Source organism: Soehngenia longivitae (assembly GCF_004684055.1).
Classification (GTDB): Bacteria; Bacillota; Clostridia; order Tissierellales; family Tissierellaceae; genus Soehngenia; species Soehngenia longivitae.
In genome coordinates this window covers 62492-86842 of sequence record NZ_SRIB01000009.1, presented here as the reverse complement: position 1 = coordinate 86842, position 24351 = coordinate 62492, and the positions used below count along the sequence as shown (strand labels likewise).

Below are 24351 nucleotides of genomic sequence, written 5' to 3'. Positions count from 1 at the left end.
GTAACATTTAAAATGAATATAAATGATGATTATAAATTAAATTTTGAGGACATACCATCACATGTAGGAATAATTATGGATGGAAATGGAAGGTGGGCAACAGAAAAAGGACTGCCAAGATATTTAGGACATCAAGAGGGCATGAAACGTGTTATTGACATAGTAGAAGCAGCAAATGATATTGGTATAAAAAACTTAACATTATACGCTTTTTCAACAGAAAATTGGAAAAGATCAAAAATTGAGATAGATACCTTGATGAATCTGTTAGTGATATTTATTAGAAAAGAACTTAGAAGATTAGTTAAAAATAATATAAAGATAAATACTCTTGGGGATATAGATCAATTACCTTCTAATGCATTAAGTGAAGTTAAAAGAGCAGTTGAAAAAACTAAAGATAATAAAGGAATGATATTGAATATTGCGTTGAACTACGGCTCTAGGAAAGAAATTGTTGATGCAATTAAAAAAATCATTAAAGATCATGATAACGGTTTAATTAACATTGATGAGATAAATGAGCAAGAATTTACGAAATATTTATATACTGATGGTCAACCAGATCCTGATTTAATTATTAGAACAAGTGGTGAAAAAAGACTAAGTAATTTTCTTACATTTCAATCTGCATATTCGGAATTATATTTTACGGATCAGTATTGGCCAGACTTTAATAAAGAATCTTTCTTTTTAGCAATAAAAGATTTTCAAAATAGACAAAGAAGATTTGGAGGTATCTAATTGGATAATTTAAAGAAAAGAGTTCTATCTGGTATAATAGGTTTAACATTTATGATTGTAGTTGTGTTGAAGGGCGATATATTATTAAATATATCTCTATTTTTAATATCTATGATAGGATTAAGAGAAATATTCAATGCATTTAGAAATCTATCAATAAACCCAGTTAAATGGCTTGGCTTTTTATCTTGTGTTTTTATATACTTATCTATTTATTTACAATTTGACATTAATATGCTGATGATTTTAATTGCTTTAATTCTATTGATAAACTACGTGCTAAATGAAAAAATACATTTTATAGATATTTCAGCAACTTTTTTTTCAATAATTTATGTTCCGTTTATGTTGATAAATATTTCTTATTTAAGTAACACTAGGTATATTTGGATGATTTTCACTATAGCTTTTGGTACAGATACTTTTGCGTATTTGATTGGCAGTACTTTTGGTAAACATAAACTTTGTCCTAAGCTTAGCCCTAAGAAATCAGTAGAAGGAGCAATAGGTGGAATTTTTGGTAGTTTAATTACTACACTGGTATATAGCTATTTTTTTGCACCAAACTCTTTGTGGTTAATCGCGTTGCTTGCAATAGTTGCTTCTATAATAGCACAATTCGGTGATCTAGTTGCCTCAAAGTTAAAAAGAGAAGCAGGAATCAAAGATTATGGTAATATAATACCTGGACACGGTGGCATTTTAGATAGGTTTGATAGCATAATATTTGTCGCCCCTATCGTTTTTTATTTCTCGAAATTTTTTTTATTTTAAAATAAGGTGGTATAAATATGACAGTTATAGCAGCAATATTTGTATTTTTAATCGTAATTCTTATTCATGAATTAGGGCATTTTACTGTTGCAAAATTAGTTGGAATAAAAGTAAATGAACTTTCAATCGGAATGGGACCCAGATTTTATCATAGAAAGCGTGGAGATACAGAATATTCTATAAGAGCCCTTCCTATTGGAGGATATGTGAAAATGGAGGGTGAGGATGAAGAGTCTGATGATCCAAGAGGCTTTTCTAAAAAAAGTCCATTAGCGAGAATAGCAGTTGTTGCAGCTGGTGCAATAATGAATTTTATTCTTGCAATTATCGTATTATCGATTATTTCTTTTATGGTAGGTGAACCGACAACAACTATATCAGAAGTTATTGAAAATAGTCCTGCAGAATTAGCTGGCTTGAGACCTGGAGATAAGATAATCTCAATTTCAGACAATAAAATAGAATCATGGGATGACATAGTAAATAGTATAGAAAATTCCGATATAGAAACTAAATTGGAAATCAAGGTTGAGCGTGATAATGATATTACTAGTATTTTTGTGACGCCAAATATTGAGGATGGTAAGAAAATAATAGGAATTGTACCAGAGGGCGAAGGAAATTTAATAACAGCAATTAAAGAAGGATTTTCTAATACGGCTTATTTTATTAAACTTATGATTGATTTTATTATGACTGCGTTTAGTGGTAATGTATCCGCAGATGATTTATCTGGGCCTTTAGGTGTAATATCGGCTGTAAATCAAGCTGCTAATCAAGGAATCATTAGTTTGCTTTATTTATTAGCTTTTATAAGTGTAAATTTAGGATTTATCAACTTGCTACCATTTCCAGCACTTGATGGTGGAAGAATTGTATTTCTAATAGTAGAACTGGTGCGAGGGAAACCAATAGATCAAAAAAAAGAAGGTTTGATACATTTTATTGGTTTAATTTTATTGTTTGCACTCATGATATTTGTAACATATAATGATATATTAAGAACCAATTTATTTTAGGAGATAATGAAAATGATTAGAAAAAAAACAAAAAAAATAAAAGTAGGGGAATTATATGTAGGTGGCGATGCACCAATAACTGTTCAATCAATGACAAATACAGTAACCCAAGACATAGAAAATACCATTAGACAAATGCTTGAATTAGAGAAACATGGTTGTGACATAATAAGAGTTGCTATAAATAGTGATGAAGATGCAAGAGCAATAAAAGAAATAAAAAAACATATCAAAATGCCAATAATCGGTGACATTCAATTTGATTATAGATTAGCTTTGAGTGCGGTAAAATATGGAATTGATGGTTTGAGAATCAATCCTGGAAATATCGGAAGTGAACAGAAGGTTAAAGAAATTGTTAAAGCTTGTAATGAAGCGAATATATCTATAAGAGTCGGTGTAAATTCTGGGTCAATTAAAAAAGAATACCTAGAAAAGTACAACGGAGTAAACGAGAATTCTATTGTAGAAAGTGCATTAGAACAGGTCAATCTACTGGAAAGCTTAAATTTTAATAATATCAAGATATCACTAAAAGCAAGTTCTGTACCGCTTACCATTGAATCATATAAAAAAATGTCAGAAATAGTCGATTATCCTTTACATTTGGGAGTAACTGAAGCAGGCACACCATGGAGAGGAACTATCAAATCGTCTATCGGCATTGGAGCCTTACTATCAATGGGGATTGGAGATACAATTAGAGTGTCTCTAACCTCTGATCCAGTAGAAGAAGTAAAGGTAGGAAAAGAAATATTAAAATCTCTAGGTTTAAGAAAAGAAGGATTGACGCTAATATCGTGTCCAACATGTGGAAGGACTAAGATCAATTTGATAAAATTAGCAGAAGAAGTTGAAAAAGCTTTAGAACATATAGATAAACCAATAACAGTCGCGATTATGGGCTGTGTAGTAAATGGACCTGGAGAAGCCAAAGAAGCAGATATAGGAATTGCTGGTGGTGTTGGTGAGGGGTTAATATTTAAAAAAGGTCAAATAATTAAAAAAGTAGAAGAAGAATACTTGCTTGAAGAATTGTTAAAAGAAATAGATAAACTATAATTATTAGGAGTAGATCAATATGCTTTCTGAATATCAAGCTATAGTAAATTTTTTTACTGATATTAAGCAAATACCACAACTCAAAAATGTATACATTGAAAGAGTTTATTTTAATCCTAAAAAATCAATGTTGTCAATCAATTTAATAACACCACTTGACTACAATGAAGAATATACTGAATTGATTTACAATTCCTTTATAAATAAATTTCCAAATTATGCTATTTCATTGGTATTTTCGAACAACATACTTGAAGATGTTGATTTTATAAAAAACTATATTGTGACAATGATAACAAATCATATACCTTCTAGTAATTCTTGGATAGATAAATTGATAATTAAAGATAGTTCAGAATCAGTTCAAATACAATTTCCAAATCAGGTTTCTTTACATTCCTTTAATTTAAATGGGTTGAGACTTGAGATAGAAGAATTTTTAAAAGCTGTTTTTAATAAAAAGTTATTAGTATTGTTTTGTGAAAATGACAATATTGAGACATTTTTTGCAGATCAAAGTTCAAAAGAGCTTGAACTTGTGAAAGAAATTAATCAATCTGATAGTTTAAAAGATAAAAATATTAAAAAAGTTAGATTTGACAGAACTAAAAATAAAGTTTTTGACAAAAGACTAACATCGAAGACTATAGATCTTATTAACATTGAACTAAGCTCAGGAAATGTAACTATCTTTGGAGAGATCTTCGATATAAACTATAGGGATATAAAAGGGAACAAAAAACTATTATCGTTTTATATTACAGATTTTACAAATTCAATACAATGCAAATTATTTATAATGAATGATAGAATAGATGATTACATGGAAGTTTTAAGTGAAGGAGTTAATTTATATGTAAATGGTGATATTACTTATGACAATTATGCACGTGAAATAACTTTGATGGTAAGATCAATGAATCCTGTGGATAAAGAAAATAAAAAAGATTTAAGCCCACATAAAAGAGTTGAACTTCATCTTCATACTAATATGAGTTCAATGGATGGAATTAGTCCAGCTAAAAATTTGATTAAAAGAGCTATAGAATGGGGGCATCAAGCTATTGCTATAACTGACCATGGCGTAGTTCAAGCATTTCCAGAAGCTAGCGAATTTAATAATAAGATAAAAATCATATATGGGGTAGAGGCATATATGATAAATGATCAAAAAGAAATAATAACCAATCATGAGAAACATGAAGTATTAGATGATTTCGTAGTTTTTGATATCGAAACTACAGGGTTGTCAGCTCGTAATGATAAGATTACAGAAATTGGTGCAGTTAAAATTAAGAATGGAATCGTGATTGATAAATTCGAACAACTCATAAATCCTGAAATACCCATACCTAACAATATAACAGTTCTAACTGGAATTACAGACGATATGGTATCAAATATGCCTAAAATCAAAGAAGTTTTACCTAAATTCATGGATTTTATTGGAAATTCTATTTTAGTTGCTCACAATGCATCTTTTGATGTAGGGTTTATCAGAGAAGCATGTAATAATATGAATATAAATTTAAACAATGCAGTGTTAGATACATTAGCACTCTCAAGAGCTTTATTCCCAAATTTAAAAAGTCATAAGCTTAATGTGATTGCTAAATTTTTAAATGTTGAACTTATAAATCATCATAGAGCTGTAGATGATGCAAAAGCAACAGGAGACATATTAATTAAGATGTTAGATGTTTTAGCAGAAAAGGGAATCACAACTCCACAAAAATTGAACACAGGGTTGAATTTTTCAAATGTAAATAAGAATGATACATATCATTGTATTATACTTGCTAAGAATCAAGATGGAATTAAAGATTTATATAATCTAATTTCAAAATCTCATTTGGAACATTTCTACAGAAAACCACGTATGCCAAAAAGTTTGATAAAAAAATATAGAAAAAATCTTATAATAGGCAGTGCATGTGAACTTGGTGAAGTATACAAGGCGGTATTATCAAATAAACCAACTACGGAGATAAATGAAATTATTGATTTTTATGACTACATAGAAATTCAACCCATAGATAATAACTACCATTTAGTCAGAGAAGGGGTAGTAAAAGATCGGGATGAATTGAAGTATATCAATAAAAAAATATATGACATGTCAAAATCAAGGAATAAAATTGTTGTAGCAACTGGAGACGTTCACTTCTTGAATCCAGAAGATGAAATCTATAGGCGCATAATAATGTGTGGTCAGGGATTTAATGATGCTGATTATCAACCTCCACTGTATTTCAAGACAACAGATGAAATGTTAGAAGAATTTAATTACTTGGGTGAAGAAATTGCTGAAGAAATAGTTATTACAAATACAAATTTAATAAGTGATTTAATTGATAATGTAAAACCTATACCAGATGGAACATATCCGCCTAAAATTGAAGGCGCAGATGAAGAACTTAAAGATATGGCTTTTAAAAATGCAGTGAAAATGTATGGTGACCCACTACCAGATATTGTAGAAGAAAGATTGAATAGGGAATTAGATTCTATTATAAACAATGGTTACTCTGTATTGTATATAATAGCCCAGAAATTGGTTTCAAAATCAATGCAAGATGGATATTTAGTAGGTTCTAGAGGCTCTGTTGGGTCCTCATTAGTAGCGACGATGAGTGGAATAACAGAAGTTAATCCATTACCTCCTCATTATGTCTGTGATGCATGTCATTATACAGAATTTTTTAATGATGGTAGTATAGCATCAGGATTTGATCTGGAAGATAAGATTTGTCCAAAATGTGGTAAACCTTTAAAAAAAGAAGGTCATGACATTCCGTTTGAAGTTTTTTTAGGATTTGAGGGAGATAAGGAACCGGATATCGATCTTAATTTTGCTGGCGAATATCAGCCTATAGCCCATAAATATACAGAAGAACTATTTGGAGAAGGTAAGGTCTTTAGAGCTGGAACAATTGGAACAATAGCTGAAAAAACAGCTTATGGCTTTGTGAAAAAGTATTTTGAACAAAAAAATATTCCAATTAGCCAAGCTGAAATAAATAGGTTAGTAAAGGGATGTACTGGGATCAAAAGAACTTCTGGACAACATCCTGGTGGTGTTATGATAGTTCCTCACTATAAGGATATACATGATTTCACACCAATCCAATACCCTGCAGATGATAATTCCTCGGGTGTAATAACTACACATTTTGACTATCATTCTATTAGTGGAAGAATATTAAAACTTGACATCTTAGGCCATGATGTTCCGACTATTATAAAAATGCTAGGAGATCTTACGGGAATAAATCCACTTTCGATACCACTTGATGACAAAGAAACAATGAGTATATTTACGAGCACGGAAGCACTGAAAATTTCACCAGAAGAGATAAACTGTCCTGTAGGGACCCTTGGGATTCCAGAATTTGGCACTAAATTTGTTCGCCAAATGTTGGTTGATACTTCCCCCACTACATTCTCGGAATTAGTAAGAATATCTGGCCTTTCTCATGGGACTGATGTATGGGTAAACAACGCTCAAGATTTAGTAAAAAACAACATAGCACCTTTAAAGGAAGTTATATCAACTAGAGAAGATATTATGCTATATTTAATAAATGCAGGTTTAGACAAGAAAAAAGCATTCTTCACGATGGAGAAAGTAAGAAAAGGTAAGGGTTTAAGCCAAGAAGACCAAGATATAATGAGAAATTTGAATATTCCAGATTGGTATATTGAGTCCTGTAACAAAATAAAATACATGTTTCCAAAAGCACATGCTGCTGCATATGTGACTATGAGCTTTAGGATTGCATATTTTAAAGTTCATTATCCTAAAGCTTTTTATGCAACATATTTTACAACTAAAGCTAGTGATTTCGATGCAGAGCTTATATTGCAAGGCAAAAACGCCATAAAATCTAAAATACAAGAAATTGAGCATAAAAACAACGAAGCTACTGCAAAAGAAAAAAACCAATTGACAATTTTAGAGGTTGCTTTGGAAATGTATGCACGAGGCTTGAAATTCGAAAAAGTAGACTTATATAAATCAGACAGTGATAAATTTCTTATAGGAACTAATGGAATAATTCCGCCACTTAAAACACTCGAAGGAATTGGTGAAAATGCTGCAAGAAAGTTAGTTGAAGAAAGGGCAAAAGCTCCATTTTTGTCAATTGAAGAATTAATAGTAAGAGGAAAAGCTTCAAGACCTGTTATAGATGCATTATATAAGCATGGTTGTTTAGATAATCTCCCAGAAACAAATCAAATCAGTCTTTTTAACATTTGATTTAATTGGACGATTATGTTATAATATGTTATGACAATTAATAGTTAATTCAAAGAGTGGGGAATCCCACTCTTAATTTTTGCAAGAGGTATGGTGAAAAAATTGAATAAAAAAGAGATTATAAAGTCTGTAAAATCATTGGGTGAACCTATAATATCTAGTTTGGGATATGAAATGGTTGATGTAGAATTTATCAAAGAGCAAAACGAATATTACTTAAAAATATTTATTGATAAAACTGGAGGTATCAATTTAGAGGATTGCCAGTTAGTAAGTGAAACTATTGGGGAAAAATTAGATGAATTAGATATCATTGAAACATCTTATTATTTAGAAGTTTCATCCCCAGGACTAGATAGACCGATAAAAACAGACCAAGACATAAAAAGAAATTTAGAAAAAGAAGTAGAAGTAAATTTATACAAATCAATTAATGGGAAAAAACATATTGAGGGTATATTAATTGCTTACGATGAAAAAAATGTTACGTTACAAGTTGAAGAGAATAGAATGGATATTCCAAGAGAGTCAATTTCATTAATGAGACTAGTAATACGTTTTTAATATTTGAATATGAGGAGGAGTAAAAGGATGAATGTTGATTTCATCAGCGCCCTTGAAGAAATAGAAAAAGAAAAAGGGATTTCAAAAAGTATAATTATAGATGCCTTAGAATCAGCGTTAATATCTAGCTATAAAAAGAACTTTGGTTCTTCACAAAATGTAGTAGTAGAAATTGATAATAATACAGGAGATGTAAAAGTTTTTGCGATTAAATCAGTTGTTGATAATGATGAATTAGAAGATGAATTATTACAGATGCCAATTGAATCTGCTAAAAAGATAGATCCTAAATTAAATGTTGGAGATTCTATAAAATTAGAAGTTACACCAAAAAATTTTGGTAGAATAGCGGCTCAAACTGCAAAACAAGTAGTAATACAAAGAATTAAAGATGCAGAAAGAGATGTGATATTCGAAGATTTTATTAGCAGAGAAAATGAAATTATCACAGGACAAGTACAAAGAATATCAAAAAATAATGTATATATTGATCTTGGAAAGATAGAAGGTATTCTGCCACCTGCTGAGCAGATCCCTGGTGAAATATATAATCAAGGAGACAGGTTAAAGTTACTTATTTCTGAAGTTAAGAAGACTACAAAGGGTCCACAGATAATTTTGTCGAGGGCAAGTGCAAATCTTGTAAAGAGATTATTTGAAATAGAGGTTCCTGAAATAGTAGAAGGTATCGTAGAAATTTATTCAATTGCCAGAGAAGCTGGTTCAAGAACTAAAATAGCTGTATTTTCTAAAAGTGTGGACGTAGATGCGCTTGGAGCCTGTGTTGGATTTAAAGGAACTAGAGTAAAAGCAATTGTGGATGAATTGAATGGTGAAAAAATAGATATTGTTATTTGGAGCAAAAATGTAGATGAATTTATTGCTAATAGCTTAAGTCCTTCAAAAGTTATCCGTGTCTTCTCCAATGAAAAAGAAAAATCAGCACTTGTTATAGTTCCTGACCATCAATTATCATTGGCAATTGGTAAAGAAGGCCAGAATGCAAGATTAGCAGCAAAATTGACAGGTTGGAAAATAGACATAAAATCTGAAAGCCAATACAATAATATAAATGGAGATGGTGTAAATGAGCCCTAAAAAAATACCACTAAGAAAATGTATTGCTTGTAATGAGATGAAGCCAAAACGAGATTTAATAAGAATAGTAAAAAGTAATGATGGCATAGTAAGTGTAGACCTAACTGGAAAAGCAAATGGAAGAGGAGCATATATATGTGCATCTGAAGATTGCTTAAATGATATAATTAAATCAAAAAAACTATCAAAACATTTACAAACTGAAATTAATGAAGAAGTATATCAAAAACTTAGAGAGGCTATAAAAAAATGAAAGTCACCTAAAAAGCGGAGGTGTTAAGATGGGAAAAATTAGAATTTATGAATTAGCTAAAGAATTAAATATGTCTAGCAAGGAGCTAGTTGAAAAAATATCAGAACTCAATATAAATGTTCATAGCCATATGAGTTCTATTGAGGAAGAAGATGCTAAACTGATTAAAGAATTATTATTAGAAGAGGAAGACAAAGCAAAAGATGATATGAATGAAAAAGATGATATGAATGAAAAAGATGATTTGAATATTGAGACTCAAATAAGTGTTGAATTTGAAGAGAAAAAAATAAAGCACAAAAAAACAAACAAGAAAAAAAGTCACATTAAGGAAGTTAATATAGACAATAATGTAGATAATAGAGACATGAATGATAAAACCACAGAAAAAACAATACAAATCGAAACTGAGATCACAGTAAAAGAATTAGCTGAAAAATTACAAACAAATCCAGCACAAGTTATTTCAAAATTAATTCCATTAGGCATAATGGCCACTCAAAATCAAACTATTGATGCTGAAATTGCAGAATTAGTAGCAGGAGAATTTGGATATAAAATCAATGTATCATCTAGTAAAGAGGAATCTGAAATTGACTTATTGGATTATGATGATGATCCTAAAGATTTATTACCAAGACCTCCTGTTGTAACAGTAATGGGGCACGTAGATCATGGGAAAACTTCATTATTGGATGCAATTAGACATACTAATGTTACAGGGAAAGAGGCAGGTGGCATAACTCAACATATTGGAGCATACACAGTAAATATAAACAATAAAAAAATTGTGTTTTTAGATACTCCAGGGCATGAGGCTTTTACTTCCATGCGTGCTAGAGGAGCTAAGATAACTGATATCGCAATACTTGTAGTAGCAGCAGATGACGGTGTAATGCCTCAAACAATAGAAGCTATTTCTCACGCAAAAGCTGCAAAAGTTCCAATAATAGTAGCTATCAACAAGATTGATAAACCTGAGGCAAATATAGATAGAGTTAAGCAAGAATTAGCGGAAAATGGAGTTTTAGCAGAAGACTGGGGCGGCGATACAATTATGGTACCAGTATCTGCAAAGAATAAAATAGGTATTGAAGATTTGCTTGAAATGATTCTATTAGTCGCTGAAATGCAAGAGTTAAAGGCAAATCCTAATAGAAAAGCTGTAGGTACAATTATTGAAGCTCAATTAGATAAGGGAAAAGGACCTATGGCTACTGTATTAGTTCAAAAGGGGACATTAAGTGTTGGAGATATGGTTGTAACAGGTACTTCTAGCGGAAGAATTAGAGCAATGTTCGATGATAAGGGGAAGAAAGTTAAAAAGGCAACTCCATCAATTCCTGTCATGATTTTAGGTTTATCGGAAGTACCAAATGCTGGAGATATGATTTATGCAGTAGAAAATGAAAAAATTGCAAGGCATTTAGCCGATATAAAAAAGAATAAACTAAAAGAACAACAAATTAAACACACAACAAAAGTATCTCTAGACGATCTATTTGAAAGAATTAAACAAGGTGAATTAAAAGAGTTAAATCTAATCATTAAAGCAGACGTTAGAGGATCAATAGAAGCATTAGCGCAATCTGTAAATAAGTTAGAAACAGATGAAGTGAGAGTTAATGTTATTCATAGTGGTGTAGGGGGCATATCAGAAAGTGATGTAATGCTAGCTTCAGCATCAAATGCGCTAGTAATTGGCTTTAATGTAAGACCTAATTTAAATGCTATAGAAGTTGCAAAAAAAGAAAATGTAGACATAAGAACATATAGAGTAATTTATGAGGCAATTGAAGATATTCAAGCAGCGATAAAAGGAATGCATGCTCCTAAAATAGTTGAAGAAATTTTAGGACGAGCAACTGTTAGAGCAACTTTTAGACTTCCAAATGGCACTTCTGTTGCTGGAATTTATGTACTAAATGGTAAAATTACTAGGAATTCAAAAATCCGATTATTAAGAGATGATGTAGTAATTTATGATGGCTCAGTTTTATCATTGAAAAGATTTAAAGATGATGTTAAAGAAGTACAAACTGGATTTGAGGCTGGTTTAGCTTTAGAAAACTTCAATGATATCAAAGAAGGAGACAATATTGAAGCATATATTTTAAAAGAAGTGAATAGTGATTAGAGGTGTTAAAATGAACGAGAAAAGGATAAATAGAATCTCAGAAGAAATAAAAAGAGTAGTTGCTGATTTGATTTTAAATGATATAAAGGACCCAAGAATTAGCAAAATGGCTAGTGTAAACAGAGTAATTGTGACTAAAGATTTAAAATACGCTAAAATATACGTATCAGTATTGGGCAATAATGAAGAAAAATCTGAAACTTTAAAAGGTCTTGATAGCGCAAAAGGATATATAAGAAAAGCAATTGGAGACAAAGTAAACCTTAGAATTACACCTGATCCTATATTTTATATTGACGATAGCATTGAGCATGCAATTTATATGACAAATCTTATAAAACAAGTAACAAATGAAGTAAATGTTAACAAAGAACAAACTGATGGAGAATCAGAAAATGAATAGGATTATAAAACAAAAATTATCTAACGAAATAAATAATTCAAATTGTATAGGCATTGTATCACATTTAAATCCTGATGGAGATAATATTGGATCTATATTATCACTTGGTATTTCACTAGAAAAATTGGGCAAAACTGTGACAATATTAAAATCCGATTATGTACCTAGTGATTTTTTATTTCTACCTTATGTAAATAAAATAATAAAACCGGAAGATAATTTGAAATTTGACATCTTATTTGTATTAGACAGTAGTGATCCTGAAAGGCTTGGGGATAATAAAAAATATTTGCTAGATTCAGGATGTGTAGTTAACATTGACCATCACATTAGCAATACAAATTTTGGGGATATAAACATAGTTGATCCTAGGTCATCATCAACTAGCGAGATAATTTTTAAGCTTATAGAAGAGCTAAATTTGCCACTTGATATAGATATAGCTACTTGCATATATGTTGGTATTAGCACAGATACGGGAAGATTTATGTATGAAAATGTTACATCTAGTACACATAGCATTGCGTCAAAGATCTTAGAAATTGGAATAGATGCTTATGATGTTAACAAAAAGATATACCAAAAAAGGTCTCTAGAACGTACAAAGCTATTTATAAAAGTTGTTGCATCATCAAAGCTATTGTGTAGTAACAAAGTTTCAATAGCAAAAGTAATGCTTGAAGACCTAAATGAAACGAACGCAAAACCAGAAGATTCAGATGGAATAGTTGAATTTTTAAGAGATACAGAAACAGTTGAAGTCTCTGTCTTGTTAAAAGAAGTAACCAACAATATAACCCGTGTTAGTATAAGAACCAAGGACTATGTTGATGCAAATAAAATATGTAATCATTTTGGTGGTGGCGGACATCTGAGAGCAGCAGGATGTACAATCGAAAAAAATATAGATGAATCAGAAAGCTTAATAATTGAAGTTATTAAAAACTATATTTGAGGATTATGAATATGAATGGCGTCTTGAATTATTACAAACCTTCAGGCATTACATCTCATGATGCAGTAAATATTGTAAGAAAGATAATGAATACAAAAAAAGTTGGTCATATAGGTACGCTTGATCCAATGGCTTGTGGAGTTTTGCCAATGCTCGTTGGTAATGCCACTAGAATTTCTGAATATCTTATTGAACATGACAAAGAGTATATCGCGGAATTGACTTTAGGGCTGAGAACTGATACTTATGATAAAGAGGGAAAACCAATTGCTCAATCCGATGTTACAGTAACTTCTGAACAAATAGTAGATGTGTTCAAGCAATTTGAAGGACAAATTAAGCAGATTCCTCCAATGTTTTCTTCAAAAAAAATAAATGGGAAAAAGCTATATGAACTAGCAAGAATGGGCAAAGAGATTGATAGAAAACCTAATATAGTTGATATAAAAAAGTTAAATATCATGAATATAATTGATAATAAAAAGATTATTTTTAGGGTTAAATGTTCAAAAGGAACATATATAAGATCACTATGTGATGATATTGGTATGAAAATAGGAACTTTTGGTTATATGTCATTTTTACAAAGGGTTCAAGTGAGTAATTTTAAAATTGAAAATTCAATTAATGATGATTTATTAAAAGATCTTAAACAAAAAGATACAAAAAAAGATTTTTTAATTCCAATAGATAAGGCTATTGATTATATGGACTCAATAAATGTTAATGAAGAATATTTTAAAAAATTATGTAATGGCAACAGCATACCGATTAAACAAAGGCAAAATTTTATACCTAATACAAACTTAAGAGTATATTCTAATCATATATTTGTTGGAATAGGTCAGATAAATATAGAGAATAATAATGCAATACTAAAGATGAAAAAGGTTCTACTAGGTGATAACTAATGAATATTATAGAATTACATGACGATTACAAAAGTATTGAAAAAACTGCAATAGCACTTGGAAATTTTGATGGAATACATATTGGCCATCAAAATCTTATAGAAAGAATGATAGAAATATCAAAAATCAACAATTTAATTTCTTCTGTGTTAATATTTGAGAATCATACTAAGAGTATAACAAGTAATACCTTTCCTAGTTTATTAACTAACAATGAACAAAAGCTTAATATTCTAAATAAACTTGGAGTTGAAAATATATATTTAATGAAGTTTAATGAAAAAGTAATGAAACTATCTCCATCTGAATTTATTAATAATATATTGATTGATAAGTTGAATTGTAAATCTGTAGTAGTCGGGTATAACTACAAGTTTGGATATAAAGCATCTGGGAATACGGATACATTAAAAAAGATTTGCTCTGAGAATGATATTTATACTGAAATACTAAACCCTGTATATTACGAAGACAAAATAGTTAGTAGTACACTTATAAGGAGTTTAATAACCTATGGTAAAATAGATATAGCAAATAAGCTTTTAGGTAGATTCTATACAATAAAAGGAGAAGTAGTTCATGGGAAAGGTATTGGCACGAAACTTGGTTTTCCAACTGCTAATATCAGATTAATTGATAATTTTGTTATTCCCAAAAATGGTGTTTATAGCACATTAACTACTATTGGTGATAAAACTTATAAAAGTGCCACCAGTGTTGGATTTAATCCTACTTTTCAAGAAAAATCATTGAAGATTGAAAATCACATTATCGGATTTAATGATTTATTATATGGAAATATAATAGATATATCATTTGTAGAATATATTAGGCCAGAAATAAGCTTTGACAAAGTAGAAGATTTAGTTAATAGAATGATAGAAGATGTAAATTATATAAAAAAGAAAAATGTGATTTACAATTTATAGAGTATATGATAATATCATATTGTCAGTTACCTTATCAAAGCTATTCGTTCCTCAGCGATAGCGTTGATAATGGCGAATTATATTATATGGAGGTGGAATAATGTTAGCAAAAGAAGAAAAAGAAAGAATTATTGAAGAGTTCAAAACTCATGAAGGGGACACTGGATCGCCAGAAGTTCAGATTGCTCTTTTAACTTACAGAATCAATGCAGTAAATGATCATCTTCAAACACATAAAAAAGATCATCATTCAAGAAGAGGACTTTTGAAAATGGTAGGTCAAAGAAGAGGTTTGCTCAGATATCTAGAGAATAAAGATATTGAAAGATATCGTTCTTTAATTGAAAAACTTGGCATTCGAGGTTAAATTAGAGCGGGACTTCCCGCTCTATTAGTTTATATAATGAAAAATGATTGGAGGTAGCTCATGGAAAAGATTTATAAATATATGCTCGCAGGCAGAGAATTGTGCATTACTATTGGAAAACTTGCACAGCAAGCTAATGGCTCATGCCTTGTTAGATATGGTGATACTGTTACTTTGGTAACAGCTACTCAATCAAAAGAGCCACGTGAAGGAATTGATTTTTTCCCTTTAAGTGTAGATTATGAAGAAAAATTATATTCAGTAGGTAAAATTCCTGGAGGATTTATAAAAAGAGAAGGCAGACCTAGCGAAAAAGCAATACTTACTTCAAGATTAATAGATAGACCAATTAGACCACTATTTCCTGATGGTTTTAGAAACGATGTACAAGTGATAGCAACTGTTCTGTCAGTAGACCAAGATAATAGCCCTGAAATAGCTGCTATGATAGGTTCTTCAATTGCCTTATCTATTTCGGATATTCCTTTTAATGGTCCTACTGGTTCAGTGCAAGTAGGAAGAGTAAATGGAGAAATAATTATCAACCCAAATAGTGAGCAAAGAGAGCTTTCAGATATTAATTTAACAGTTTCTGGAACCAAAGATGCAATAATGATGGTAGAGGCAGGTGCAAAATTTGTAACAGAACAAGTAATGCTAGAAGCTATATTGAAAGGTCACGATGAAATCAAGAAAATATGTGATTTTATTAATGAAATAGTTCAAGATTGCGGAAAAGAAAAATCAAAATATGAATTGTTTATGCCTAATAAAGACGTTGAAAATTTAGTTAGGCAACTTGCAACTAATAAACTCATTGATGCCTTATATACTGTTGATAAAACTCAGAGAGATGAAAATGTAGAGAATTTAAAAAATGAAATTACAGAGATTGTATTAGAAAAATATCCAGATACAGAAAAAGATGTCTCCGAAGTCTTTGAAACCATTATGAAAGAAGAAGTTAGAAAACAAATAATCGAAAAAGGTATTAGACCAGACAATAGAAAATTAGATGAGATCAGACCTATCAGCTGTGAAGTTGGACTTTTACCTAGAACACATGGATCTGGATTATTCAATAGAGGTCAAACACAGGTTCTAACTATAGCAACTTTGGGAGCTTCAAGTGATGTTCAAATAATCGATGGACTAGGAGAAGAAGAATCTAAAAGATATATGCATCATTATAATTTCCCATCATATTCTGTTGGTGAAGTTCGACCATCTAGAGGTCCTGGAAGAAGAGAGATTGGTCATGGAGCATTAGCTGAAAGAGCATTAGAACCAGTCATTCCTCCAGAAAATGAATTTCCATATACCTTAAGACTTGTTTCTGAAGTATTAAGTTCAAATGGATCAACTTCACAAGCAAGTGTATGTGGTTCTACTTTAGCATTATTAGATGCGGGTGTACCTATAAAAGCCCCTGTTGCTGGGATCGCGATGGGATTGATTAAAGAAGGAGATAAAGTCGCAATATTGTCTGATATTCAAGGCCTAGAAGATCATCTTGGCGATATGGATTTTAAAGTAGCAGGAACTAGTGAAGGAATAACAGCTATTCAAATGGATATAAAAATAGATGGAATAGATGAAAATATATTGACAGAAGCATTAGAAAGAGCTAGAAAAGGAAGATTATTTATACTTGATAAAATGATGCAAACAATTTCTGCTCCAAGAGAAGAATTATCAATATATGCGCCTCGAATAACTGTTTTACAAGTTAACCCTGATAAAATTAGAGATATTATAGGACCTGGCGGAAAAATTATAAATAAAATAATAGACGAAACTGGTGTAAAAATAGATATCGAAGATGATGGTAGAGTATCAATTATTTCAAACAATGCTGTTGCTAGCAAAAAAGCAATTGAGATAATCCAAAACATAGTAAAAGAAATAGAAGTTGGAGATATTTATCTTGGCAAAGTAACAAAAATTACAACTTTTGGTGCTTTTGTTGAAATTTTGAATGGGAAAGAAGGGTTAGTTCATATTTCTCAATTGGCAAAAGAAAGAGTAAACAAAGTTGAGGATATCGTATCAGTTGGTGATGAAATATTAGTTAAAGTAATAGAAATTGACAACCAAGGTCGTATTAATTTGTCTAGAAAAGTATTGCTACCTGATGAAAAGATTGAAAATAATCAAGAACCGACAAATAATTAATAAGGAGCATGAACCTTTGGTTCATGTTTGTTTTCTTTAAGGAGGAAATAATGCTAGTAACTAGTTTAGATAATGGTATAAAAGTTGTAATTGACAATACCAAATACATTAATTCTGCATTAATTGGCATTTTAATAAAAAGTGGATCAATATATGAAAAAAAAGAAATTTTGGGAATATCACATTTCATAGAGCATATGTTGTTTAAAGGGACAACAAATAGAACTAATCGAGAAATTGCAGAAGAAATAGATTTTGTAGGTGGCCAAATAAATGCTTTTACAACAAAAGAACATACATGTATATATTCTAAAGTACCATATAAACATATAAATTTAGCAATCGACATAATTCATGATATGTTGGCTAATTCACTTTTTCTAGATAGTGATATATTGAAAGAAAAAAATATTATTACTGAAGAAATCAAGATGTATAAAGATTTACCTGATGATTTAGTTTTTGAAATCATGAGTGAAATAATGTTCAAAGACACTCCTTTGTCCTTTCCGATTTTAGGAACTGAACATACAGTTAATAATATAAATAGAAATGAAATAAAGAAATACTATAACAATAGATATGCTGCGGAAAATATTGTTATCTCGATAGCTGGTAATGTTGATGTTGAAAATATTATCGACCAATTAAATAATAAATTTATCAGTTTTACTAATAGTTTTCTTGGACAAGCTAGTGAAAACGAAGTATCATCAAACCACTCTAATTTAGTTATAAAAGGAGAGGTGAAAAAAACAGAACAATTAAATCTATGCCTTGGAATCCCTTATTGTTCAACTTATTCAGATGATTATTTTGAAGGGCTATTAGTAAATAATTATATTGGTGGAAGTATGAGCTCAATTTTATATCAAATTATTAGAGAAGACCTTGGATTAGCTTACGAGATCGAATCAAGTGTTGAAACATATAAAGATGCTGGATTGCTAGAAATATATGTGGCTTTAGATAGTAAAAATGCAATAGATGTGTTAAAAATTATAAAAAGAGAATTAATGAATCTATATAAAGATAAGGTTTGTGATAATCATATAGAGAAATATAAAGAACAACTAATAGGTAGTTATCTACTTAGTATTGATAATCCATTTAACAAGATGTATGATAATGGAAAAGAGTTATTAGATATTGGGTCTATAGAAAATCATGATAAAATAATAAACAATATAAATAAAATATCCGAGAAAAGTGTATCCAAATTCATAGATCAATATTTTAGTTTAAATAAAATATTTATAAGTTATGTTGGTAATATTAAAAATAAAATCAAATTTGAACAGAAAATCCAAGATGTATTTTACTAGGAGGATAAAATGAAAGTAAAAATAGTAAATAAAAGTTCGAACAGTTTACCTGAATATAAAACTGTCGGTGCAGCAGGATTAGATTTATGTGCATATTTAAGTGAGCCAATAAAAATCAATCCGTTAGAAAGAGCTCTAATACCTACTGGATTGTTTTTAGAAATACCTAAAGGGTATGAAGCCCAAATAAGAGGAAGAAGTGGATTAGCACTAAATCATGGAATAACACTTGCTAACGGAGTCGGCACTATAGATAGTGATTATAGAGGTGAAGTAAAAATTATCATCATCAATCTTGGCAATGAATCTTTTGTTGTCAACAATGGAGACAGGATAGCTCAGATGGTATTCACAAAGTATGAGAGAGCAGACTTTATTGAAGTAGTTGAAATAAACGAAACTGCTAGAGGAGAAAATGGATTTGGGCATACTGGCATATAAAAAATATTTTATTACTTAAATATAATCGGGAGGTATTACAGTGAGTTGGTTAGAAGCAATTATATTAGGGTTATTTCAAGGCATTGCAGAATTTTTACCCATTAGCAGTTCAGGACATTTGGCTCTATTACAACAATTTTTTGGCATAACAGAGGGAAATTTGTTTTATGCTGAAATGCTTCATTTTGGAACTTTGATTTCAATTATTATAGTTTATTTTAAAGATATAAAATTAATGATTATAGAATTTCTTAGGCTAATATCAACAATAATTAAAGAAAGAACAATTCCTGATTTAAATCAATATCAAAAATTTGTATTACTTATATTAGTGGCATCTATTCCAACAGCAATTATTGGATTAAGCCTAGAAAATATTATAGAAAGCATGTTTACTACGATATTGCCTATAGGTATTGCATTTATTATCACAGGATTTTTGCTCTGGTTTTCAGAAAAAAAAGGGAAGGGAAACAAGAAAATAGAGGATGTAACCATTAAAGATTCACTTTTCGTTGGACTTATGCAAGGAGTAGCAATATTCCCTGGTATATCAAGATCGGGATCTACAATTGTAGGAGCCCTATTAAGAAATTTTGATCGTAACTTAGCCACTGAATTTTCTTTTTTGTTGTCAATACCAGCGGTATTAGGATCATTTATTTTAGGAATAAGAGATGTCTTAAAAGGATCTACAGTGTCAATCGAATTACCTATTATAATTGGCGTAATTATATCCGCAATAGCTGGAGTGTTTGCAATTAAAGCACTAGTAAAGATATTAGAGAATAAAAAATTACATTATTTTTCGATTTATTTGTGGATAATTGGTATAATAATAATAGTATCTCAATTAATTTAAGATAGGTGGTAACATGGCAACTAAAAAGAAACCAACAAGAGGCAAAGTAAATGATAAAGTTTCTCAAAAGAAAAATTTAAATATTCGCAAAGATATTATTGCAATTGCTTTGATTGGGCTTTCTATTTTAGTCCTTGTAAGTTTTTTTACTGAAAAAACTGGAATAATAGGGAATTCTTTAAAACATACTTTCTATTTATTGTTTGGCACGGCTTCCTACGTATTCCCATTTTTAATAATTCTATTATCAGTATTATTGCTTATAAATAAAGAGAATATGCCTAAATTTTTAACATTGATATTTCTATTTTTATCTATTTTAGTTATCTTGGACAGTAGAAATGATATAAGTTTAAGCTTTGCAGATAGAATGTCTTATATATTTCACAATTCTAGTGAACAGATAAATGGTGGCATAATAGGCGGTCTGTTTGGATTTCTATTCTATAAACTCTTTGGAAATGTGGGAACATATATAATTGTTGCCTTTATTGACTTAGTTTTACTTACCTATTTAATAGGGAAAAATAATTTAGTTAATTTATACGCAAAATTACACAATAGAAATGCAGAGAAGAATAAAAAGAAGAATATCCCAAGAAACGATGAAACCACTGAGGAAACAGAGAATTATGTTTTACAAATAACAGATTATACATCATCTAATAAAGAACAAGAAACAATTAGTAAAAAGAATCCAATTAAAAAAACTAATAGCAAATCTCAAGAATATACTGTAAACAATAATCAAATAGATACTAAGCCTAAAAACATATCACACTACACTTTACCAACAATAAATTTACTAAATGATTATACAAGCAAGAATGAAAGCAATGATAAAAAAGAAATAATAAATAATGCAAAAATAATTGAAGAAACTATGAAAAATTTTGGCATAGAAGCTACAGTGACACATATTAATATTGGTCCTACAATAACTTGCTATGAACTTACACCAGCTCCAGGGATAAAACTGAGTAGAATTGTTTCGTTATCAGATAACATTTCATTAAGCCTTGCAATGCCAGATATTAGAATAGAGGCTCCAATACCTGGAAAATCTGCTGTTGGGATAGAAGTTCCAAATAAATTTAAAGATATGGTAACATTAAAAGAAATGTTATCAAGTAAAGAATTCATTGAGTCGAACTCAGACTTAACATTTGTTTTAGGCAAAGATATTACAGGCAAAACCATTGTATCAGATATTCAAAATATGCCTCATCTTTTAATCGCAGGTGCAACTGGTTCTGGTAAAAGCGTATGTATAAACACTATAATAATGAGCCTACTTTTTAAAAATTCACCTGATAATGTTAAAATGGTTTTAATTGATCCTAAGGTAGTAGAATTGAACATATATAATGGAATACCTCATCTTCTAATCCCAGTGGTAACTGATCCTAAAAAAGCTTCTCATGCTTTGAATTGGGCTGTTGTTGAAATGGAAAGACGATATAAATTGTTTGCACAAAATAATGTTAGAGATATTCATTCGTATAATAAGAAATATAAAAATAGTGCTGATAAGTTACCAAAAATCATCATAATAATTGACGAATTAGCAGATCTTATGATGGTTAGCGCAAATGAGATCGAGGATTATATCGCAAGACTAGCTCAAATGGCGCGAGCTGCTGGAATGCATCTAATTGTAGCAACACAAAGACCGTCAGTAGACGTAATAACAGGTACTATAAAAGCTAATATACCATCTCGTATTAGTTTTGCAGTTTCATCTCAAATTGATTCAAGAACAATACTTGATATGTCTGGGGCTGAAAAACTATTAGGGAAAGGAGATATGCTTTTCTTTCCTTCCAGTATATCAAAGCCAATCAGAATTCAAGGTGCTTTTGTTACAAATGATGAAGTGGAGAAAGTTGTTAGTTTTTTAAGAGAAAACAATCAAACTGTGTATGATCCTGATGTAATTGAGAAAGTTACTTCCAATATGAATCAATCGGAATATGACCAAGACGATGAACTATTGAGGGAAGCTATTGAATTAGTAGTCTCAGAACAAACTGCATCAATATCATTACTACAAAGAAGATTTAAAATCGGTTACGCAAGAGCTGCTCGATTAATTGATTCAATGGAGGAAAGAGGAGTTGTCGGAGGATACGAAGGTAGTAAACCCAGAAAGGTACTTTTAACAGATGAAGATTTGGAGGAATAAGTTTAATGAACATTCGCAGTATATATTTCGAGACTTTAGGTTGCTCAAAAAATGAAGTCGACACTAATATTATGAAATCAATACTAGATAACAAATTATATAAAATTACTGAAGATAAAGAAAATGCTGAGATCATTGTTGTTAATACATGTGGCTTTATCGAAACTGCTAAAATAGAATCGATTGATACAATTTTAGAATTAGCTAAATTAAAACAAAACGGATCTTGTAAATTTCTAGTGTTAACAGGCTGCTTAGCTCAAAGATATCCTGAAGAATTAATAACAGAAATGCCGGAAATAGACGCTATAATTGGGACTGGGAATATTCATGAAATTAACAATGTATTATACAATTTGAATTCTAATGTGAAAAATGTCAAAGTAGATAATATTAATAATTCATATCCAGAAAAAGTAAACCGCAAGATAGAATCTTTTGTTCAATATGTAAAAATATCTGAAGGGTGCAATAATAATTGTACTTATTGTATAATTCCGAAATTAAGGGGTAAAAATAGAAGCAGAAGGATAGAAGATATATTATCAGAAATTAAATATTTTGTAGATAATAATGTAAAAGAAATAATTCTTATTGCTCAAAACACCTCAGATTATGGAATAGACCTGTATGATGATTATAAGCTATATGAACTATTAGATGATATTGAAAAAATAGAAGGTGATTTTCTTGTAAGGCTATTATACTTATATCCTGATCACATTGATGATAAGTTGATTAAAAGTATAAAAAACAACAGTAAGGTCTCAAAATACTTAGATATTCCACTACAACACGTAAATAATAATATTTTAAAAGCCATGAATAGGCACACAAATCGAGAGTCTATAGAAGCTCTAATTACTAAATTAAGAAAAGAAATACCAGAAGTCATTATTAGAACTACGTTAATAGTTGGATTCCCAGGGGAAACTGAAGAGTCTTTCAATGAACTATGCGAATTTATAGAAAAAAATAAATTTGATAAATTAGGCGTTTTTCCATATTCAAGAGAGGAGGGGACAGCTTCCTATAGTTATTCAAATCAAATCAGTGAAGAAATTAAATTAAATAGATTAGAAAAAATAATGCAAATTCAAAAAAGGATATCAAATGAACTATTGAGATCTAAAATTGGTAAAACTTATAAAGTTCTTGTTGAAAATAAAATTGAAGATAATTTGTATGAGGGAAGGAGCTACATGGATAGTCCTGAAATAGATGGTGTAATATTTATTCAGTCAAAATCGTCATTAAAATTAGGACAGTTTGTAAATGTTCATATAGTAGATAATTTAGAATATGATTTAATGGGGGTAGTTGAAAATGAATCTAGCAAATAAAATTACAATACTTCGTGTTTTATTAGTACCATTATTTATTGTGTTTTTTTATTTAGATTTTCAATACAGTCAGTACGTCGCTTTAGCAATATTTGTGATAGCATCAATAACTGATTCAATAGATGGTCACTTAGCTAGAAGTAGAAACATGGTTACGACTTTCGGAAAATTTGTTGATCCTTTGGCTGATAAGATATTAACCACATCAGCTTTTATATTATTGGTTGGAACTGGGAAAATACCTTCGTGGGTAGTAATTATAATAATCGCTCGAGAATTTATTATCTCAGGTTTAAGAGTATTAGCTGCCTCAAATGGTGTGACAATTGCAGCAAGCAAATGGGGTAAAATCAAAACAATTACACAACTTGTAGCAATAATTCTTCTTTTGTTGGATAATTTTCCATTTAGTTATATTGGAATACAATTAGACTATATAATGCTTTATATTTCATTGTTCTTTACTGTTTTATCTGGTGTTGACTATGTGCAGAAAAATATCAAAGTATTAAATCTAGACGATATATAAAATATTATAAAGGT

At 30.1% G+C, this 24351-nt stretch carries 21 protein-coding genes; all 21 read left to right on the top strand.

Annotated elements, in window-relative coordinates:
• The first annotated feature begins 12 nt into the window (after positions 1 to 12).
• Entirely contained in the window at positions 13 to 744 is a 732-nt protein-coding gene (gene uppS, locus E4100_RS07260) for an undecaprenyl pyrophosphate synthase (protein WP_209315310.1), read from the top strand.
• Positions 745 to 1518: a phosphatidate cytidylyltransferase gene (locus tag E4100_RS07255; protein ID WP_135271375.1), complete on the top strand. Its 774-nt coding sequence runs from the start codon at positions 745 to 747 to the stop codon at positions 1516 to 1518.
• 17 nt (positions 1519 to 1535) lie between these two features.
• Positions 1536 to 2537 (top strand): RIP metalloprotease RseP, encoded by a 1002-nt coding sequence (rseP, locus tag E4100_RS07250; RefSeq protein ID WP_135271374.1) that lies wholly within the window; start codon positions 1536 to 1538, stop codon positions 2535 to 2537.
• 6 nt (positions 2538 to 2543) lie between these two features.
• Positions 2544 to 3599 (top strand): flavodoxin-dependent (E)-4-hydroxy-3-methylbut-2-enyl-diphosphate synthase, encoded by a 1056-nt coding sequence (gene ispG / locus E4100_RS07245; protein WP_135271373.1) that lies wholly within the window; start codon positions 2544 to 2546, stop codon positions 3597 to 3599.
• A 19-nt stretch (positions 3600 to 3618) separates the two neighbouring features.
• Positions 3619 to 7860 (top strand): PolC-type DNA polymerase III, encoded by a 4242-nt coding sequence (locus E4100_RS07240; RefSeq protein ID WP_135271372.1) that lies wholly within the window; start codon positions 3619 to 3621, stop codon positions 7858 to 7860.
• Between the two features lie 93 nt (positions 7861 to 7953).
• A complete protein-coding gene (locus tag E4100_RS07235) occupies positions 7954 to 8424 on the top strand; it encodes a ribosome maturation factor RimP (RefSeq protein WP_245196374.1) in 471 nt (156 codons plus the stop codon).
• 27 nt (positions 8425 to 8451) lie between these two features.
• Positions 8452 to 9522, top strand: coding sequence for a transcription termination factor NusA (gene nusA, locus E4100_RS07230; protein ID WP_135271371.1), 1071 nt, complete (start codon positions 8452 to 8454; stop codon positions 9520 to 9522).
• A complete protein-coding gene (rnpM, locus tag E4100_RS07225) occupies positions 9512 to 9775 on the top strand; it encodes an RNase P modulator RnpM (RefSeq protein WP_135271370.1) in 264 nt (87 codons plus the stop codon). The genes nusA and rnpM overlap by 11 nt, the downstream gene beginning before the upstream one ends.
• Positions 9776 to 9803: 28 nt before the next feature.
• Positions 9804 to 11912 (top strand): translation initiation factor IF-2, encoded by a 2109-nt coding sequence (gene infB, locus E4100_RS07220; RefSeq protein WP_135271369.1) that lies wholly within the window; start codon positions 9804 to 9806, stop codon positions 11910 to 11912.
• A 10-nt stretch (positions 11913 to 11922) separates the two neighbouring features.
• Positions 11923 to 12315, top strand: coding sequence for a 30S ribosome-binding factor RbfA (gene rbfA / locus E4100_RS07215; RefSeq protein ID WP_135271368.1), 393 nt, complete (start codon positions 11923 to 11925; stop codon positions 12313 to 12315).
• Positions 12308 to 13270 (top strand): DHH family phosphoesterase, encoded by a 963-nt coding sequence (locus tag E4100_RS07210; protein WP_167792101.1) that lies wholly within the window; start codon positions 12308 to 12310, stop codon positions 13268 to 13270. The genes rbfA and E4100_RS07210 overlap by 8 nt, the downstream gene beginning before the upstream one ends.
• 11 nt (positions 13271 to 13281) lie before the next feature.
• Positions 13282 to 14181 carry a tRNA pseudouridine(55) synthase TruB gene (gene truB / locus E4100_RS07205; RefSeq protein WP_135271366.1) on the top strand — a complete coding sequence of 300 codons (900 nt, stop codon included), beginning with the start codon at positions 13282 to 13284 and terminating at the stop codon, positions 14179 to 14181.
• Positions 14181 to 15110, top strand: a complete 930-nt coding sequence (locus E4100_RS07200; protein ID WP_135271365.1) for a bifunctional riboflavin kinase/FAD synthetase — start codon at positions 14181 to 14183, stop codon at positions 15108 to 15110. Before truB ends, E4100_RS07200 begins: the two co-directional genes overlap by 1 nt.
• Before the next feature lie 100 nt (positions 15111 to 15210).
• Complete coding sequence (rpsO, locus tag E4100_RS07195; protein ID WP_135271364.1) at positions 15211 to 15477, top strand: 30S ribosomal protein S15; 267 nt, start codon at positions 15211 to 15213, stop codon at positions 15475 to 15477.
• A gap of 60 nt (positions 15478 to 15537) precedes the next feature.
• The gene (locus E4100_RS07190) at positions 15538 to 17652 is read left to right on the top strand and encodes a polyribonucleotide nucleotidyltransferase (protein ID WP_135271363.1); all 2115 of its coding nucleotides are present in this window, start codon (positions 15538 to 15540) and stop codon (positions 17650 to 17652) included.
• Between the two features lie 50 nt (positions 17653 to 17702).
• The gene (locus E4100_RS07185) at positions 17703 to 18977 is read left to right on the top strand and encodes a M16 family metallopeptidase (protein WP_167792100.1); all 1275 of its coding nucleotides are present in this window, start codon (positions 17703 to 17705) and stop codon (positions 18975 to 18977) included.
• Positions 18978 to 18986: 9 nt separating this feature from the next.
• Complete coding sequence (gene dut / locus E4100_RS07180; protein ID WP_135271361.1) at positions 18987 to 19418, top strand: dUTP diphosphatase; 432 nt, start codon at positions 18987 to 18989, stop codon at positions 19416 to 19418.
• A gap of 40 nt (positions 19419 to 19458) precedes the next feature.
• On the top strand, positions 19459 to 20280 hold the full coding sequence (locus E4100_RS07175; protein WP_135271360.1) for an undecaprenyl-diphosphate phosphatase: 822 nt from the start codon (positions 19459 to 19461) through the stop codon (positions 20278 to 20280).
• Between the two features lie 13 nt (positions 20281 to 20293).
• Positions 20294 to 22465, top strand: a complete 2172-nt coding sequence (locus E4100_RS07170) for a DNA translocase FtsK (RefSeq protein WP_135271359.1) — start codon at positions 20294 to 20296, stop codon at positions 22463 to 22465.
• A 5-nt stretch (positions 22466 to 22470) separates the two neighbouring features.
• Positions 22471 to 23808: a 30S ribosomal protein S12 methylthiotransferase RimO gene (gene rimO, locus E4100_RS07165; protein WP_135271358.1), complete on the top strand. Its 1338-nt coding sequence runs from the start codon at positions 22471 to 22473 to the stop codon at positions 23806 to 23808.
• Complete coding sequence (pgsA, locus tag E4100_RS07160; protein ID WP_135271357.1) at positions 23792 to 24337, top strand: CDP-diacylglycerol--glycerol-3-phosphate 3-phosphatidyltransferase; 546 nt, start codon at positions 23792 to 23794, stop codon at positions 24335 to 24337. The genes rimO and pgsA overlap by 17 nt, the downstream gene beginning before the upstream one ends.
• The last annotated feature ends 14 nt before the right edge of the window (positions 24338 to 24351 follow it).

Excerpts from the sequence above, each read along its gene's own strand:
- uppS (WP_209315310.1), top strand. The coding sequence starts at position 13 with ATGAATATAAATGATGATTATAAATTAAATTTTGAGGACATACCATCA.
- rseP (WP_135271374.1), top strand. The coding sequence starts at position 1,536 with ATGACAGTTATAGCAGCAATATTTGTATTTTTAATCGTAATTCTTATT.
- ispG (WP_135271373.1), top strand. The coding sequence starts at position 2,544 with ATGAAAATGATTAGAAAAAAAACAAAAAAAATAAAAGTAGGGGAATTA.
- E4100_RS07240 (WP_135271372.1), top strand. The coding sequence starts at position 3,619 with ATGCTTTCTGAATATCAAGCTATAGTAAATTTTTTTACTGATATTAAG.
- nusA (WP_135271371.1), top strand. The coding sequence starts at position 8,452 with ATGAATGTTGATTTCATCAGCGCCCTTGAAGAAATAGAAAAAGAAAAA.
- rnpM (WP_135271370.1), top strand. The coding sequence starts at position 9,512 with ATGAGCCCTAAAAAAATACCACTAAGAAAATGTATTGCTTGTAATGAG.
- infB (WP_135271369.1), top strand. The coding sequence starts at position 9,804 with ATGGGAAAAATTAGAATTTATGAATTAGCTAAAGAATTAAATATGTCT.
- rbfA (WP_135271368.1), top strand. The coding sequence starts at position 11,923 with ATGAACGAGAAAAGGATAAATAGAATCTCAGAAGAAATAAAAAGAGTA.
- E4100_RS07210 (WP_167792101.1), top strand. The coding sequence starts at position 12,308 with ATGAATAGGATTATAAAACAAAAATTATCTAACGAAATAAATAATTCA.
- truB (WP_135271366.1), top strand. The coding sequence starts at position 13,282 with ATGAATGGCGTCTTGAATTATTACAAACCTTCAGGCATTACATCTCAT.
- E4100_RS07200 (WP_135271365.1), top strand. The coding sequence starts at position 14,181 with ATGAATATTATAGAATTACATGACGATTACAAAAGTATTGAAAAAACT.
- rpsO (WP_135271364.1), top strand. The coding sequence starts at position 15,211 with ATGTTAGCAAAAGAAGAAAAAGAAAGAATTATTGAAGAGTTCAAAACT.
- E4100_RS07190 (WP_135271363.1), top strand. The coding sequence starts at position 15,538 with ATGGAAAAGATTTATAAATATATGCTCGCAGGCAGAGAATTGTGCATT.
- E4100_RS07185 (WP_167792100.1), top strand. The coding sequence starts at position 17,703 with ATGCTAGTAACTAGTTTAGATAATGGTATAAAAGTTGTAATTGACAAT.
- dut (WP_135271361.1), top strand. The coding sequence starts at position 18,987 with ATGAAAGTAAAAATAGTAAATAAAAGTTCGAACAGTTTACCTGAATAT.
- E4100_RS07170 (WP_135271359.1), top strand. The coding sequence starts at position 20,294 with ATGGCAACTAAAAAGAAACCAACAAGAGGCAAAGTAAATGATAAAGTT.
- rimO (WP_135271358.1), top strand. The coding sequence starts at position 22,471 with ATGAACATTCGCAGTATATATTTCGAGACTTTAGGTTGCTCAAAAAAT.
- pgsA (WP_135271357.1), top strand. The coding sequence starts at position 23,792 with ATGAATCTAGCAAATAAAATTACAATACTTCGTGTTTTATTAGTACCA.